Origin of the sequence: Imperialibacter sp. (assembly GCF_040222385.1) — a bacterium.
Classification (GTDB): Bacteria; Bacteroidota; Bacteroidia; order Cytophagales; family Cyclobacteriaceae; genus Imperialibacter.
Map to the genome: position 1 here is coordinate 105659 of NZ_JAVKDF010000023.1, position 16806 is coordinate 122464.

At 48.6% G+C, this 16806-nt stretch carries 15 protein-coding genes; 8 read left to right on the forward strand and 7 right to left on the reverse strand.

Features of this window, described 5'->3' with window-relative positions:
- Positions 1–23: 23 nt before the first annotated feature.
- Entirely contained in the window at positions 24–872 is an 849-nt protein-coding gene (locus RIG68_RS10750; protein ID WP_350121951.1) for a 3-keto-disaccharide hydrolase, read from the reverse strand.
- Positions 873–1361: 489 nt separating this feature from the next.
- On the opposite strand from RIG68_RS10750, the gene RIG68_RS10755 reads away from it, so the two are divergent.
- The 6 genes from RIG68_RS10755 to RIG68_RS10780 all read left to right on the forward strand — a co-directional run bounded on the left by RIG68_RS10755 (position 1362) and on the right by RIG68_RS10780 (position 7834).
- On the forward strand, positions 1362–2660 hold the full coding sequence (locus RIG68_RS10755) for a M24 family metallopeptidase (RefSeq protein ID WP_350121953.1): 1299 nt from the start codon (positions 1362–1364) through the stop codon (positions 2658–2660).
- A 556-nt stretch (positions 2661–3216) separates the two neighbouring features.
- Positions 3217–4887 carry an alpha/beta fold hydrolase gene (locus RIG68_RS10760; protein ID WP_350121955.1) on the forward strand — a complete coding sequence of 557 codons (1671 nt, stop codon included), beginning with the start codon at positions 3217–3219 and terminating at the stop codon, positions 4885–4887.
- A gap of 265 nt (positions 4888–5152) precedes the next feature.
- Positions 5153–5944 (forward strand): hypothetical protein, encoded by a 792-nt coding sequence (locus RIG68_RS10765; protein WP_350121957.1) that lies wholly within the window; start codon positions 5153–5155, stop codon positions 5942–5944.
- A 90-nt stretch (positions 5945–6034) separates the two neighbouring features.
- A complete protein-coding gene (locus tag RIG68_RS10770) occupies positions 6035–6589 on the forward strand; it encodes a YceI family protein (protein ID WP_350121959.1) in 555 nt (184 codons plus the stop codon).
- Positions 6586–7455, forward strand: a complete 870-nt coding sequence (locus RIG68_RS10775) for a DUF5777 family beta-barrel protein (protein WP_350121961.1) — start codon at positions 6586–6588, stop codon at positions 7453–7455. Before RIG68_RS10770 ends, RIG68_RS10775 begins: the two co-directional genes overlap by 4 nt.
- A 58-nt stretch (positions 7456–7513) precedes the next feature.
- Entirely contained in the window at positions 7514–7834 is a 321-nt protein-coding gene (locus tag RIG68_RS10780) for a COG4315 family predicted lipoprotein (protein ID WP_350121963.1), read from the forward strand.
- Between the two features lie 98 nt (positions 7835–7932).
- Here the strand turns inward: RIG68_RS10780 and katG are convergent, their stop codons facing one another.
- From katG to aroA, 3 genes are all read right to left on the reverse strand, one after another.
- Complete coding sequence (katG, locus tag RIG68_RS10785) at positions 7933–10143, reverse strand: catalase/peroxidase HPI (protein WP_350121965.1); 2211 nt, start codon at positions 10141–10143, stop codon at positions 7933–7935.
- 191 nt (positions 10144–10334) lie between these two features.
- Positions 10335–10745 carry a GNAT family N-acetyltransferase gene (locus tag RIG68_RS10790; protein WP_350121967.1) on the reverse strand — a complete coding sequence of 137 codons (411 nt, stop codon included), beginning with the start codon at positions 10743–10745 and terminating at the stop codon, positions 10335–10337.
- A 3-nt stretch (positions 10746–10748) separates the two neighbouring features.
- Entirely contained in the window at positions 10749–11978 is a 1230-nt protein-coding gene (gene aroA / locus RIG68_RS10795; protein WP_350121969.1) for a 3-phosphoshikimate 1-carboxyvinyltransferase, read from the reverse strand.
- Between the two features lie 132 nt (positions 11979–12110).
- Here aroA and RIG68_RS10800 point away from each other — a divergent pair, with 132 nt between their 5' ends.
- The gene (locus RIG68_RS10800) at positions 12111–12281 is read left to right on the forward strand and encodes a hypothetical protein (protein ID WP_350121971.1); all 171 of its coding nucleotides are present in this window, start codon (positions 12111–12113) and stop codon (positions 12279–12281) included.
- Here the strand turns inward: RIG68_RS10800 and aroB are convergent.
- Both aroB and RIG68_RS10810 read right to left on the reverse strand, forming a co-directional pair.
- The gene (gene aroB / locus RIG68_RS10805) at positions 12274–13332 is read right to left on the reverse strand and encodes a 3-dehydroquinate synthase (protein ID WP_350121973.1); all 1059 of its coding nucleotides are present in this window, start codon (positions 13330–13332) and stop codon (positions 12274–12276) included. The two genes, RIG68_RS10800 and aroB, sit on opposite strands and share 8 nt — an antisense overlap.
- Before the next feature lie 2 nt (positions 13333–13334).
- A complete protein-coding gene (locus RIG68_RS10810; protein WP_350121975.1) occupies positions 13335–14435 on the reverse strand; it encodes a chorismate mutase in 1101 nt (366 codons plus the stop codon).
- Between the two features lie 84 nt (positions 14436–14519).
- On the opposite strand from RIG68_RS10810, the gene RIG68_RS10815 reads away from it, so the two are divergent.
- Positions 14520–15707, forward strand: coding sequence for a proline dehydrogenase family protein (locus RIG68_RS10815; protein ID WP_350121977.1), 1188 nt, complete (start codon positions 14520–14522; stop codon positions 15705–15707).
- A 46-nt stretch (positions 15708–15753) separates the two neighbouring features.
- Here the strand turns inward: RIG68_RS10815 and RIG68_RS10820 are convergent, their stop codons facing one another.
- Positions 15754–16806: an AraC family transcriptional regulator gene (locus RIG68_RS10820; RefSeq protein WP_350121979.1), complete on the reverse strand. Its 1053-nt coding sequence runs from the start codon at positions 16804–16806 to the stop codon at positions 15754–15756.

A 16806-nucleotide genomic window follows, 5' to 3' on the forward strand; every position in this document is an offset into this window, starting at 1 on the left:
CATAAGCGCAGAAAGTAACCTCTTTAATTTACCCCCTCAGGCATCTCAATGATCGGCTTGATCATAATGTCCTTGTAAAACAACTCAGCGCCTTCCGACTGAAGCTGGATCTTTCCCTTCTTCAGAGGCTGCTCGCCAGAGTCAGTGAGCTGGCGGGAGTGGTACAGCGCCATCACCACCTGGCCGTTCACGATGTGGATGGCTGTGTCGCCAAAGCAAATCAACTCCAGTGTATTCCACTCACCTGTTGGCTTTTCAGCATCGGGATGTTTGGTGGCGTGCCTGCCAATATCACTTTTCTCGCTAAAGACTCGCATGGTGGCAGCAGCTTCATAAATGTAGTTTTCGCCCTCCTGCCGGGTAGGCACGTCCATCACGCCACCAGCCACACCCCAGTAGTCGCCAGTGTCACCTTCCTGCACCTGAAACTCCTGCGAGCGCATCCAGAAGCCGCCGTCAGCTCCATGTACACCTACGGCGTGGTACAGCAAGCCGCTGTCTCGCTTGGCATTATCTTTCGGCCGGTGTTTGGCCTCTCCCCATTTGAACTGTAGCTTCAGGTGATAGTTGCTGAATTCGCTGGTGGTAGAAATCCCTCCCCACTGCTCGCCTGAGACACGAATGGCATTTTGTTGATCAACTTTTGCTACGCTGAAGATGCCCTTAGAATCTTTGTTCAGGCCCACAGGCTCCCCCGCAGGCCGGAAAGTAGAATCATTGACTTGAGTCCATTCCTGGCCCAGGTAGGTGTCCCAGCCCGTCAGGTCTTCTCCATTGAAAAGAATCTGCCAGTCTTGTTTTTCAGAAGAGCTTTGGCAGCTGAATAGGATAATGAAAACAACCAGCGAAAGTGTAGGTACGAGTTTTATCATGGTAAAATGGCGTTGTGAGCTGTTGAACTTACCTACAATATCGGTTTTTTCTTTGAGTTGCTAAGAGCATACCCTTTACAGCCTGTTTTTCGTATATTAAACAAACGAGGTGGCTTTCTCTTCTCCCTGCCACACGTTCCCCTCCAGCGCTAGATTCATCCGTTTGATGGGCATCAAACTACTCACTTGATGCCCACCGATATGTATGTCTTATGCGCATCGAATATCTTGAACTTGCTGTAGGGCGACCTGGATTTAGCTGTAGACGGGAACGAATCTCGCCGTAGATTCGCTTGTTTCTAGCGGTGGATGGGAGTGCGTCTTGCCGTGGTTATCTGTTCATCCAGGTGTAGAATGACATCGGTATAGCGCTGGGTTCAAGTGTGCCTTGCCTTGTTTAACGACCTCAACTCCCATACATCACTTCTCAGTAGCGCAAAACGCAGGAAATTCCTAATTAGCACAGTACTCTTAAACAGCCATTCAACCATGAGAATACTACTCGCCTTCTTTATGCTGCTTCTCAGCACCAGCTCTTTCAGCCAGGAAGCCATGCGCCGGTGGCGCAAAATGAACCAGGTGCGGAACGACAAGTTTGACCTGGTACTGCCCGAAGCCATGAGGGAGAACAATATCGATATGTGGATCATCATGAACCGGGAGGGGAATTTCGATCCGCTGTATCCTGACATGGGCGAAGGCTACGTCGGCAGTGTGGGCTACTACATTTTCACCGATCGTGGGGGCGACCGCATCGAGCGATCCGTGCTGGGCATCGACGGCTATCTGCTGGAAGAAGGTGGGACCTACGATTACTTCGGTTCGTCCAGCGAGCTGAAGGCTTTTGTGGAGGCCAGAGATCCTAAACGGATCGGCCTCAATATGTCAAAAAACATTGGCGGTGCCGATGGCCTCAGTCATTCAGGCTACCTGGAGCTGGCGGAAGTGCTGGGCAAGAAGTACGAGCAGCGGTTTGTGTCGGCCGAGAAGCTGGCGTCCGACTTCAGGTCGAGGCGGGTGGCCAGCGAAATAGCGATCTATGGAGAGGCCGGAGAGCTGTCGTACACCCTCGCCGAGAGGGCTTTTTCCAACGAAGTGATTACCCCGGGAGTAACTACGCTCGAAGACGTGGCCTGGTGGCTGAAGGAGCAGCAATTCAAACACAACCTGGAGTCGTCGTTTGGCATGCCTTCAGTGTATGTCACCGGCCCTGAGGGCATTGCCGCCACTTCTACCGACCGCATTATTCAGCGAGGTGACGTACTTTTCATCGACTGGGGTGTGGGACTCATGAACATGTATACTGATATGAAACGGATGGCTTATGTGCTGAAGGAGGGAGAAACGGGAGTCCCTCCTGGCATCCAGAATGCGTTCGATCAGGCCGTGAAAGTGCGGGATGTTGTAAAGAAGACGATCAAACCAGGAGTGACGGCACAAAAAGCAGAAGACGCTGTTTATGATGCATTAACTGCGGCTGGCTTCAATAAGATGGCCGGGTTCAACAAACCCACTGAGCTTGACAAAACGGATGTAATCATTGGCTGCCACTCGGTAGGCAACTGGGGGCATGGTATCGGGCCGTCCATTGCTTTTTTCAATCCGGTGCAGTTGGGGTACGAGATCAAGCCCTCCAACCTGCTTTCTATTGAGTTTTTCGCTTACACCAAAGTGCCCGAGTGGGGCGGTAAAAAGCTACGAGTGGCGCTGGAAGATGATGCCATCATTACTGCCAGAGGCGTCGAATGGCTGTACCCGATCAATCCCAGGGTGCTGCTGATTAAGTGATAGACGAGGTATGCTGCCAACGGAGACAATTGAGGGAGGTGCAAAGACGACAGTTGTGTTTTCCGCTTCGCAGCTTATTCACATTCACCCTGAGTATGCCACTTTGGATCTGATCAACTCCTTCTGAAAGGCCGGCCTTACTTATTCTTTAAGTTGTTGGCGTCGGAAATTTTCCAACACGTCGGCTTTTTACTACGCCGCTGTCGGAAAAGTGAATGGATTCGCCGGATTTTTTGTAGTTGTCTCCTCCGCCTACCCACTACCTTTGCACTCACAAAAACGCAACAAGCTATTCAAAGAAAGGGCTCATCCTGTGGGTGGATCGCATTATTTTTTTTAACTGTTTTCTCTGCATTTTTTTCCCATCAGACTCCAGGGCAGGTTAGTATTTAACCTGCCCTTTTTGCGTAGATAACTGGCCAATATGTAATTATGGGATATGTTTGAGCACTTCTGACTGATTCATTAGAGGCTTAAACGGGAAATGCGACGCTCTGTCCTTGGCGGTATTTATACTATAATTGTAATCTTAACTGTTACAAAGTATCAAATAGTTATGAAACCAGCCACTCAGTATACAAAAAGCGGCCGTATCAATATTGCTTACCAGGTTTTTGGCTCTGGATCAATCGACCTGGTTTATATTCCGGGATGGGTGTCCAACATTGACTGGATGTGGGCCTGCCCTGAGCTGGTCGACTTTCTACAGGAACTGGGCAAGATAGCCAGGGTTATTCTGTTTGACAAACGAGGTACCGGCTTGTCGGATCGTGTGGTGGAGCTTTCCACGCTGGAAGAGCGGATGGACGACATCCGTGCCGTAATGGACGCCGTTGGGTCGCAAAAAGCCGTTTTGTTTGGACATTCAGAGGGCGGCTCCGTGTCGGCACTCTTTGCTGCTACCTACCCCAACAGAACCATTTCACTCATTACTTTTGGCGTATTTGCCAAGCGCCGCTATGCGCCCGACTACCCCTGGGCACCCACCGACGAAGAGCGTCAGGTGGTGTATGACATGATCGAAAACAATTGGGGAAGTGGGGATATGGGGCTTGAGTCACTCGCTCCCTCCAAAGCCAATGATCAGGTTTTCATGGACTGGCTGGCCAGCTACTTTCGTTCGGGGGCCAGTCCGAGTGCCGCAATGGTGCTCACCAAAATGAATACGGAGGTAGATATCATTGATATTCTCGGCACCATCAAAGTGCCAACGCTCCTGATGCAGCGCACCCACGATATTGATGTGAAAATTGAAGAAGGGCGGTTCATTGCTGAACGTATTCAGGGAGCCAGGTTCGTTGAGTTTGGCGGAAGGGATCATCTTTTTTGGGTAGGTAATACAAAAGAGGTGCTGGAAACAATGAAGACCTTTATCTTAGGAGTGAAGCCGATCCGAAACTACCAGGAGCAGCTCTTCACCATAGTTGCTGCCCGAATAATTTCTTTAGAAAACGTCGATGCCAATCCCGAGGAGCTGATTCGCCAATTTGTGGAACAATATCGGGGTAAGGTGATTCAATACAACCGCCAGACATTCATCGCTATATTTGAAGGGCCAAGCAAGGCCGTTCATTGTAGTATCGATCTCGTGGATGCCATTCGGACCATGCCTGCCCGGCTGGCCATCGGTATTCACATCAGAGAGGGGGCGGTAGATGAGGCCCACTTCATCAGCGGTGAAACCGAGGCCTTTGTCGATGCCATGCTTCAGCTAGCGAAACCCAGCCAGATCCTTGTCACACAAACTGTGAAAAGCCTCCTATCGGGAGCAGGTGTGAGTTTTACGCAGTACAAAGCAGTGTACGAAACACTTTCCGGCGAGTCGTTTCTGCTGTTCAGTGTAACCGATCCGCTCAGTGCGGATGAAAAAGCGGGACAAATTTCTCCGAAGAAGGTGTTGCAAAATGACTCCTTCCTGGAAAACGTGCTTCAAAGTATCGACACCCATTTGGCCAACGAGCACTTTGGTGTGGAAATGCTTTGCCGGGAAATTGGCATCAGCGAGCGCCAACTCCAACGCAAGCTGAAGGCGGTCACCAATAAGTCGCCCAACCAGCTGATTACCTCTGTGCGGTTGCACCGTGCGAAGGAGCTGCTCATGGGTAGTGAGTTTGGGATTGCAGAAGCGGCTTTTAAAACAGGCTTTGCCAATCCGTCCTATTTTTCTAAATGCTTCAAAAAAGAGTTTGGATCAAGTCCTTCCGATCTTTTACTACTAAGCCGCTGATTATCAGCGTAGGAACTGCCACGTTTTGTCGGTTTTGTTACACCCTATGTCGGAAATGTTAACACAATTGGCGGTATTGTGCTAGCCACACGCTATTGGTTATATCTAATTTTGTCATCAAATAATACTAAAAGCATTACTCCTGGGTGCTGCCAGCGGGTTTTTGGTTTACGTTGGAGACGAAGGTAAATGGCCAAAGCAACTTTTGGCTATCCTTCTTTTTAAAAACTGGACAGAGGATGCTAGCAAAAAACATTTTTTACTGATGACAACAAAGTTAACTCTTGGCACTGTTAGCGTGCTATTTTTTCTCACCACCGTGTCCTGTACCTGGGATCAGGCGGAACCACAGGTAGACTGCTCCGTGTCGCCGGTGATGATAGAGGTATTGGAAAGCGTTGCAACTGAATGTGGTGCCGCCGTTGGGCGCTTCAGGGTAAATGCCTCCGGAGGTGAGCCTCCTTATGTATATACCTCAGAAGCTGGCACAAATGCGGATGGTGTGTTTAGCAGTCTCGAAGCGGGAAACTATGTAGTGGTAGTGACTGATGCGAAAGGCTGCTCAAGTGAGGTAACTATTCCGATTCAAAACCAGGAGGGGGTTAACCTGCAGGAAATTGTGGTGAAGGAGTCGGGATGTGGTTCAACAGAGGGGAAAATTGAGGTGTTGGCCTCCGGGGGCGTGGAGCCCTACCTCTACAGTATCAACGAAGGCCAGCCTCAGACGGGGAGGACTTTTTCTGGCCTGACCAGGGGTACTTATACCGTGAAAATAGCAGACCAGCAGGGTTGTGAGATCATCGAGAGTGTGGAGGTGTTGGCGGGCGTTAGCTACGAGAACTCTGTCAAAAACATTATTGAAAACAGCTGTGCGGTTTCGGGTTGCCACAACGGCAGCATCTCTCCCGACCTGAGGTCTTTTGCTACCATTCAAGCCAGAGCCAGCTCCATCAAAGCGAGAACAGCGAGTGGATCAATGCCCAGAGGGTCGACGCTTACTCAGGCACAAAAAGATGCTATTGCCTGCTGGGTGGATGATGGAGCTCCGCAAAACTGATAGATAAATCACTTTTAGTGACAACAAATAGCAAGGAATACCTGCTGCAACAATGGTATACCTAATTTTTAGACTAAGAACACACATACTATGAAGCGTGAAATTATAACAATCATTATTGGCCTGATCACTGCCGGGCTGGCGATGGCGCAGGGCCCGATGGTAGATCGTAGCGGAACCGCCACCTTCTTTTCTGAAGCGCCATTGGAAAATATTGAAGCCACTAACAAAGAAGTACTGGGCGCTATAGACCTTGATAAAGGGACATTGGCAGTGTCGATGCTTATGAAGGGGTTCCACTTTGATAAGAGCCTGATGGAGGAGCACTTCAACGAAAACTATGTTGAGTCGGACAAATTTCCGAGAGCGACATTCAAGGGTGTTATCAGCAACTTCGCAGCCCTCGATTTTTCGAAAAACGGGAGCTTTGAAGCAGAGGCTGACGGGGAAATAGAAATCCACGGAGTGAAGAAGCCACTGAAGACAACCATCAAATTTGATGTTTCTGGTAAAGACTTGAAAGCTAATACCGCCTTCAATCTGTCGGTGGCTGATTTTGATATTGAGATACCCACTATTGTGTTCAAGAACATTGCGGAGGTAGTCGAAGTAAAGGCATTTTTTAATTTTTCACGTCCAAAATGATGGTAAAGCAGATCACTTCAACCCTCATCTCGCTGGCATTGGCTATGCCGCTGCTGGCCCAGGATGATCTTCTTGCTGGCCTGGAAGCAGAACAGGCCGATCAGAAAACCCTGGTGGATGCCACCTTCAAAGGCACCAGACTGATCAACGGTCATTCCATTGAAACCAGAAAACAAGGTGTGATGGATTTTATCATAGCGCACCGGTTTGGTACTATCGACGGTGGAGCCTATGAGCTTTTTGGGCTGGACAACGCCCTGGTACGCATTGGGCTGGAGTATGCCCTCACCGACAGGCTCTATGTGGGCGTTGGCAGGAGCTCTTTTGAAAAGACCTATGATGGGTTTGCCAAATACCGCCTGCTTCGTCAGTCGACAGGCAAAGGCAGTGTCCCACTGTCCGCCACGTGGCTGAGCTCTGTGGCATTGAAGACCCTGAAGGATCCGACGTACGATCTACAGTTTACTGACAAGCTTGCTTTTACGCATCAGCTTTTGCTGGCCAGAAAGTTTAACAATGGCCTTTCGCTCCAACTGATGCCTACCTGGGTGCACCGGAATCTGATTGGCGAAACGGATCTGAACAATGACATTTTTGCCTTGGGTGTTGGCGGACGCATCAAGCTTTCGCAGCGGGTGGCTCTTTGCGCTGAATATTATTATCAGTTTCAGCACCTCAATGAAAACACACAGAATGCGCTGGCCATAGGGGTCGATATTGAAACGGGCGGACACGTGTTCCAGCTTCAGTTCACCAATGCCACCTCTATGGTGCCGAAGGGCTTTGTGTCGGAAACGACCAACAATTTTTTCAAGGGTGAAATTCACTTCGGTTTTAATGTCTCAAGAACTTTTCAACTGAACTAAATTATTGCCCAAAGCTGGTACGTTAACCTGAATTTGAAAAAAGAATGCCGGTAACGCTATGCCCAAAAATTTATACAGGAGCAGGACGCTGTATGCCTTTACCAACGACTCAAAAGACGTTAATACTTTCACTGCCAGCGATTTTTCTGACAATACCATTTGGCCCGTGTATGCCAAAGAACTTAAAGCTGTTGTTTCCGTTGCGAATAAAAGCGATTTTGGTTCAATCGACGTGTTTGGTGAAAGCCAGCTTACTTACAAGGGATGGGCATTGTACTACTTCGGTCAAGATACCCAGCGAGGAGAAACCAAAGGAGTGAGCGTGCCGTCACCGGGTGTTTGGCCAGTAGTAAACACTTCGACGTTAGGGGCAGAGTAAATAAGATGCTTGTTATTAATGTAAAAGACCTTTTTTAATCCATAAAAAAGGTGGCCTGTTTCCAGACCACCTTTTCACTTTAAATGTTTACACCATCATTAAGCCAAATCAAAACGGTCGAGGTTCATCACCTTGTCCCAGGCTTTCACAAAGTCCTTGATGAACTTCTGCTGAGAGTCGCCGCAGCCATATACTTCAGCCAGGGCACGAAGCTCAGAGTTGGAGCCAAAGATCAAGTCGGCACGAGTGGCTGTATATTTTACTTTGCCAGTCTTAGCATCGTGTCCCTCGAATACGTCCCCATCCGCCGAAACAGCTTTCCATGTAGTGCTCATGTCGAGCAGGTTCACAAAGAAGTCGTTGCTCAATGAACCGACACGATTGGTAAACACACCATGCTTGGACCCGTCGAAGTTGGTGCCAAGCACACGCATGCCACCTATCAGCACAGTCATTTCTGGCGCAGTCAGCGTCAGCAACTGGGCCTTGTCGATCAGCAGCTCTTCGGCAGATATGGTGAATTTTTTCTTCACGTAGTTGCGGAAGCCATCAGCCTGCGGCTCAAGGGCGGCGAACGATTCGACATCAGTTTGCTCAGCTGAGGCATCGGCACGTCCTGGCGTGAAGGGAACAGTGACAGCCTGCCCAGCATTTTTCGCTGCTTGTTCAACACCCGCACAACCCGCCAATACAATGAGGTCAGCCAATGATACCGGCTTACCAAAACCCTTTTGGATTTCTTCCAGCTTACCCAATACTTTACCCAGTTGAGCCGGGTTGTTCACTTTCCAGTTCTTTTGCGGTGAAAGTCGAATACGTGCTCCATTGGCACCACCACGCTTGTCGGATCCACGGAAGGTGGAAGCAGAAGCCCAGGCAGTTGACACCAGCTCTGATACGGACAGTCCTGAAGCAAGTACTTTCGCTTTCAGGGCAGCAATGTCTTTATCATCTAATTTGTGTGTCGCAGCCGGGATCGGGTCTTGCCAGATCAGCTCTTCTTTTGGCACTTCAGGGCCGAGGTAACGGGCACGTGGTCCCATGTCACGGTGAGTAAGCTTGAACCATGCTTTGGCAAAAGCATCTGCGAATTCATCAGGGTTCTCAAGGAAATTCCTTGAAATCTTTTCGTAGGCAGGATCTACCCTTAGTGCCAGGTCGGTAGTAAGCATGGATGGTGACCTGCGCTTCGACGGATCGAAAGGATCAGGCACGGTACCTGCACCTGCGTCACCCTTAGGCTTCCACTGGTTCGCACCTGCCGGGCTCTTTGTCAACTCCCATTCGTAACCAAACAGGTTCTCGAAGAAGTTGTTGCTCCACTTCGTTGGCGTCGTTGTCCAGATCACTTCCAAACCACTTGTAATTGCGTCGCCGGCTATACCTGAGCCGTAGCTGCTTCTCCAGCCAAGACCTTGCTCTTCAATACCAGCTGCTTCAGGCTCAGGGCCAACGTTTGCTGCATCGCCAGCGCCGTGAGTTTTGCCAAATGTGTGGCCACCTGCAATCAGTGCCACGGTTTCGTAGTCATTCATTGCCATTCGACCGAACGTCTCACGGATATCTTTGGCAGCTGCAAGCGGATCAGGCTTGCCGTTTGGCCCTTCAGGGTTTACATAAATCAGTCCCATTTGTACTGCTGCCAATGGGTTTTCAAGGTCTCTGTCGCCAGTGTAGCGCTTGTCACCTAGCCATGTGTCTTCAGCACCCCAGTATACGTCCAACTCTGGTTCCCAAACGTCAGCACGACCACCGGCAAAGCCAAAGGTTTTGAAGCCCATTGATTCCAGTGCCACGTTGCCGGTTAAAACCATCAGGTCAGCCCATGAGATTTTGCGTCCATACTTTTGCTTGATTGGCCAAAGAAGTCTGCGGGCCTTGTCGAGGCTGGTATTGTCAGGCCAGCTATTAAGAGGAGCAAACCTTTGCTGCCCTCCTCCCGCACCACCACGCCCATCAGCAATACGGTATGTGCCGGCACTGTGCCATGCCATACGAATGAATAAACCACCGTAATGACCAAAGTCGGCTGGCCACCAGTCTTGTGAGTCGGTCATCAGGGCAGTGAGGTCTTTCTTTAAAGCCTTTAGGTCGAGGCTTTTGAACTCTTCAGCGTAGTTGAAGTCTTCGCCCATCGGATCAGACAGGGAAGAATGCTGACGAAGGATGTTCACTTTCAGTTGGTTAGGCCACCAGTCACTATTTGATGTGCCACCACCTGCGGTTTGATTGAGTTCGCCATTCAGAAACGGGCACATTTCCGCTGCGTTTACATCGTAGGCGCCTCCTGCGTGTGTTTTATTTTCCATAGTTATAGATTTATTTTGTTCGATATTCAAATCTACAATATTCTGATCGATAGTATAAATCTATATTTTCTATATGGTTATAGTTGAAATCTATACACTAGACATAGGGAAGATAGGCCGTAGATCGGAAGAAAATGTGATAGATTAAATAATGGAGCGAGCGAATAGGCGCTTATTGATCTTTTGAAAGCCTACCTTATCTCCTTTAAATCCCTCAGCCAAAAAGCATGGGCGTGGTGTGTCATCCCGATTTTAGGGTAATAGTCGACCGCAGCTGGAGCCGACAGCAGTATTACGTTAGATTTTGGCGCCAGCATCTTTGTCCGGCGGATGAGCTCCTTGCCAATTCCTTTGTGCTGGTATTCGATGTGCACCGCCAGGTCGCTCAGGTAGGTCGCATACACCCAGTCGGTGAGGCTGCGGCTTACCCCAACTAGCTTTCCATTGTGCCGGGCGGTAATGGTGAGGTTGGCATGCCTGAGCATCTCTTCTATGCGCTCAGGCTCGTTCACAGGCCGTCGTTCGCCGAGTGTTGAACTGACCAGCAGCTCAATGAACTCGTCGCCACTTAAATCCTGCTCTTGCTGATAGATGATCTCCATGGATTATACTTCTTTGATGTCGAGCCCGTATTTTTTGCAATCCTCCCAAAAACCCGGGTAGGATTTATTCACCACCTCCGGTTCTTCTATGATCAAAGGTACTTTTTGAGCTAGTGGAGCGAAGGCCATGGCCATGCGGTGGTCTTCGTAGGTACTAATCGTGACAGGGCCTTCAGGAAGTGCGGTCGGAGGTTCCAATTCCCAAAAACCGGGTGTTTCCTCTACCAACGTAGCTCCAAACTTTGCCAGCTCAGTTTGCATGGCAGCCAGCCGGTCGGTTTCTTTAATGCGAAGGCTTTCAAGACCCGTCATTGAAATAGGGCTTTTTAGGCCTGTGGCTACCACCATTACTGTCTGGGCCAAATCGGGGCAGGTCTTAAAGTCGATAACCATGGGGGAAATGCTGGGCTTTTTCTCGATAAGAAACTCTTCACCGCTGAACCTCGTGGTAAGCCCCAGGCCATGCATGATCTCCCTGATGCGGATGTCGCCCTGATAGGAGTTTTCTCTTAACCCCGTGAGGTTTACTTTGCTGTTTTTAGACAGCGATACCATGCTTAGCCAGTAGCTGGCACCCGACCAGTCCGACTCAATAGTATAGGAATTAGCTGTGTATTTCTGTTGTGCAATAGCGATGGTATTTCCCTTCCACTCGTTCTTTACCCCAAACTGCTGCATGAGGCCGAGTGTCATTTCTATGTAGGGTCTGCTGAACACATCTCCCACCAGTTCGATGGTAAGACCGTTAGGTAGCATAGGGGCGATCATTAGCAAGGCTGAAATGTACTGGCTGCTGATGTTGCCCTGTATTTTCAGGGAGTCCGTTTTTTGCTGAGTTAATTTTGAGACTTTAAGCGGCGGATAGCCGTCATTCTTCAGGTAATCGATGCTTGCTCCAAGCTCTCGAAGGGCATCTACCAGCAGCTTGATGGGCCGTTGTTGCATCCGCTCCGACCCAGTGATTGTTTGGTTTTCCCCTGTTAGTGCCAGGAATGCTGTTAAAAATCGCATGGTTGTTCCAGCGTCCAGCACGTCCCACGTTTTGTCTTTTGAGGCCAGTAAGCGCATCATCGTTTGGGTGTCACGGGCATCAGAAAGGTTGTTGAGGTCAATTTTCTCATCAGAAAGTGCCTGTATAATCAAGGCCCTGTTACTTTCACTTTTGGAAGCACTCAGGTTGATGGTGGATGCTGCGGGAATAGCGGCGGAGGTGTTAATTGAAATTTTATTCATGGATGCTTAGTGGAAATACCCGATTTAATTGTCTTTATGTTAGCTGGATGATGGTGACTTAAAAATAATTTTTAAAACCTTCAGCAGTCTGGCATCGTTGTTGTGATTAAATGCTTTAAACCCTTTTTCATTATGAACAGATCAAAAACCATAACTTCCATCCTCGCCGGTGCAGTTATTGGTGCAATTACAGTATTCGGCGTTACTCCAATCAAGGGAATGGTTAACAAAGCTCGTGTATCAAAATCGACAAAAACCACACCCATGAAACAGAGAGACGAAGACGATCATTTTTTTATTTAGCAGAAGAAAGATTTACCACTGAGTTGAACTCAGCCAAGGCTTCCCTAACTTCCCCTAAAGTAATAATCACATCGTATTCTGATTGACCAATGGCACTCAACAAGCTACCCTTAATGGTAGCTTTTTCATTTTTCTTATCCTGTAATATCAAGCTTTCGGCTTTTTTAATCGTTGCCTCACTTACCTGCGCCGGATGATACGTCGCCAGCAGGTATTGCGTAATCTCTTGGTAGCTTCCTTGCAGAAGTCTTGTCTTTTTGGTCGACAGGTAGGCTTCAGCAATCATCCCGATAGCAATGGCCTCGCCGTGGAGCAACCTGTTGCCGGAATCAAGCAGGGCAGTTTCTATGGCATGGCCAATGGTATGCCCAAAGTTCAGGATTTTTCTCAACCCATTTTCCTTTGGGTCTTTATCCACCACACCGCTTTTGACTTCAATAGAATGCTGGATATGGTCGTTCCAGGGCTGCTCTTCAAATGGCTTAGCAGTGAGGGTTTTCCAGTAGCGGGCATCTGCTATCAGGGCGTGCTTTAGCACCTCCGCAAAGCCCGATCTGAGCTCTCTTTCGGGCAGCGTAGCCAAAAAGCCAGAAGATACGATGACTCTTTCCGGCTCCTGAAAAACGCCGATGTGGTTTTTTAGGCCGTGGAAGTCGATGCCCAGCTTGCCGCCCACGCTGGCGTCTACTTGTGCCAGTAGGGTAGTGGGCAGATTGAGGAATTTGATGCCTCGCTTGTAGGTGGCAGCGCAGAAGCCGCCCATGTCGCCTATCACACCTCCACCAAGGTTGACAAGCAGCGCCTTTCGGTCGCATTCCAGCCTGGTGAGCTCGTTCCAGATATGCTCACAAGTCCGCAGCGTTTTCTCCTCTTCACCGCTCTTTATTTCAATCACCGAGTGCCCGGGAAGGTGAGTCGCTACTTTCGGATAGCAATGCTGCCTGGTGTTTTCGTCCACCAGCACAGCCACCTTTGAATAGGATTGGACTGAAAAAAACCTCCCCAATGACTCGGGGAGGTTGTTCGTTATTTCTACGTTACCGAGAATCATTTTTACTTTTCTCCGCCTGCAGGTACTTTAGCCATGATCTCAGTTTGCTGTTTGATAGAAGCAACGTGGATCAGCTTGTAGGTTTCTTCTACAAAGTCGGGAGAAAGTGAAAGTGACTTGCCCCACTCGGCTCTGCTTTTGTAGATTTCATTCCAGCGGTCTACCTGGAAGATAGTTACGTTGTTGTCACGCTTGAACTCACCCATTTTCTCTACCAGGCGCATTCTGTTGGCCAAAGCTTCAAGGATTTCACGGTCGGCGTTGTCAATTTGATCACGCATTTGATCCATGAAATGATTGAAAGTGGCGTCTGTCGAATGAGCGCTTTTTGGTTTCAGTTCTCTTACCATTTCACCCAGGCGGGCAGGTGTCACCTGCTGCTTGGCATCACTCCATGCGTTGTCCGGATCCCTATGAGACTCGATCATCAGACCGTCGTAGTTCAAATCAAGCCCTTTTTGAGCCACGTCCAAAAGCATTTCTCTGTTGCCGCAAATATGACTTGGGTCACCAAACAAAGGCATTTCAGGAAACTCTCTTTTTAGTTCGATAGGGAACTGCCATGCGGGCACGTTGCGATATTTCGTCTTCTGGAAAGAAGAGAAACCACGGTGGATAGCACCAATTTTGGTGATGCCGGCCTTGTTAATTCTTTCGATTGCCCCCAACCACAATGCAAGATCGGGGTTGATAGGGTTTTTGATCAGTACAGGTACATCAACGCCTACAAGAGAGTCGGCAATTTCCTGCACGGTGAACGGGTTCACTGTTGAGCGGGCACCTACCCAAAGGATGTCGATGCCAGCAGCAAGACAAGCCTCTACGTGGTCAGGGTTGGCTACTTCAACAGCAAATTTGACACCCAACTCTTTCTTCACGTTCTGGATCCAGCCAAGGGCTTCTTTGCCTATGCCTTCAAACCCACCCGGACGAGTTCTTGGTTTCCACACACCAGCTCTCATTACTCTGATACCTTCCTTATACAGTTGGGTACAGGTGTCCATGAGTTGCTCTTCTGATTCAGCGCTACAAGGCCCTGAAATAATCAATGGTCTTTCTTTTACAGGAGACCAGGATTCAAATTTGTCAATAGTAAGCTCCATACCCACCTCACTTATTTTTTATAAACTAAAAACGATCAAACTAGTCTTTTAACTATTATTGCACTCCAATTAAACACATTAACCATGCCCGTTACCCATCCCTTTACCTTCGAAGATACCGAAGTAGCTTTTGCTTCTAAGTCGGACCGGGAATTGAAGAAGATGTATTGGCTATTCGCCGCTATGAACAGTAACTTTTTAGTGCGCTTTGGAACACAGGGCGTAATATTAGCACTAAAAATGAAATTGCCCATCAAAAAACTCATAAAAAGTACTGTTTTCGGGCATTTCTGTGGCGGTGAGACGATCCAGGAGTGCAAACAAACGATTTCTGAGCTCGGTGCTTCAGGTATTGGTACCATCCTCGATTACTCGGCAGAAGGAGAGAAAACGGAGGCTGGATTTGAGGCCAATAAGGAGGAAATACTGCAGACAGTGATGAACGCTGCGACCAGTGCCCACATTCCCTTTGCCGTGATGAAAGTATCAGGTTTGGGCTCAGAAGAGTTGATGACGAAATCGCAGGATGGCAAACAACTGAATGGCAAAGAGCAGAAGGCGTTTGGCAATATTCACCGTCGGGTTGAAGAGCTTTGCAGCAAAGCTCACGAGCTTAGTGTCAGAATATTTATTGACGCAGAAGATTATGCTTACCAGGGGGTGATTGACAACCTGGCGCTGGAAATGATGCGGAAATACAACAAAGAGAGGGCGATTGTTTACACTACGCTGCAATTTTATAGATGGGATGCCTTCGACAAGCTGGTGGGTTTACGCGAAAAAGGGAAAACAGAAGGGTTTTACCTGGGTGTGAAGCTTGTGCGTGGTGCTTATATGGAGAACGAGCGTGAGCGAGCGGAGGAGATGGGCTACAAGGATCCCATTCAACCAACGAAGCAAGCCACAGACATCGATTACAACAGGGCACTTGATTTCTGCGCAGCGAATCACAAGCGGATTGCCTTTTGCTCAGGAAGCCACAATGAGCAGTCGAATGCGTTGCTTACTTCGTTGATGCAGCAGTATGGCATCGCCAAGGATGACCCGGGGGTGTTTTTTGCACAGCTCTACGGCATGAGCGACAATATTTCGTTTAAGCTGTCGAAGGAGGGCTACAACGTGGCAAAGTATGTGCCTTACGGCCCGCTGGAGAAGGTGATGCCTTATTTGATCAGGCGGGCAGAGGAGAATACGTCGGTAGCAGGACAAACAGGGAGAGAGTTTAGCTTTATTAAAAAGGAATTGGACAGAAGGAAACTGTCTGCTGCGTAGTAAGTCAGTCGTTTCTTTTGGGCACTTTGTTCAGAAAGCCAGGCGCCTATCCGGTCATTGAATTTCGGTACACAGAAGGTTTTTGCGCCGTAAACTTTGTAAAGGCTTTCGAGAAAGTGACCTTGTTGTTGAAGCCTGACTCAAGTGCAATGGCCTCTATTTTGTAGTGTCGGAACTCATCTTTTACCAGCATTTCTTTGGCATGCTCCACCCTGAACCGATTGGTGAAGTCGTTGAAACTCTCCCTGACCAGTTCTGACAACGTCTGCGATATTCTATGCGGTTTCTCTTCAATCAGCTCGCCAAGCCTGGCCAGGGTCAGGTTGCTTTCCAGGTAAGCTTTGTCTCTTTCGAAGGAGGAAATGATTTTTTCTTTGATGACACTCATGTCTTTTTGGGAGAGATTGGAGCTCAGGTATTTACCGGCAATCCTGCTAAGGAAGTCGGGTTCGGTGTACAGGACATAGCCGATAATGAAAACAATGCTGGAAGCGGAGATGTAATAAACAATAAACTGTCGCCAGTCGTCGGCATATTCTGTGAGCCACGACATGAGCACGGCAGTAATGAAATAGATGGAGCAAGTGGACAGGGTATACAGCCTTTTTTTGGAATCGAGGCTACTGTAGTTTTTGTAGATCAGGAAAACGAAGACTATTCCGTACAGCAGGATATGCGTTGCCCTGGCATAGTTGAAAGGCATGATGCGATCGAAAAAATGAGCCCCTATGTAGTCCATTCGGCTATGCCCAGGCATGAATAGGATGTCGCTAATACTAAGAAATGCAATAACAGCTGGAACAAAGTGCAACAGGTCAATGGGCTTGAAATACCTTTCCTTCAAAAGCACATTGAAATGCAAAAACAGCACCGGGCCATAAATGAAGCCGGCGGTAAAGTAATAGATGCCAAAAAATTGCGGATGCATTCTGGCCAGCACACTTGTGGAATAGAGAAAATCAAGCATCTCGATTCCAAAGAGGACAGTGAACATCGAAAGGGTAAAATAGGCCTGCCCAGACTTCTTAAAAAAGAGCCCGCCAGAGATGAAAATGGTCAGGAATGCATATCCCAGGAGAAGAAACCTTAAGGCCGTCAT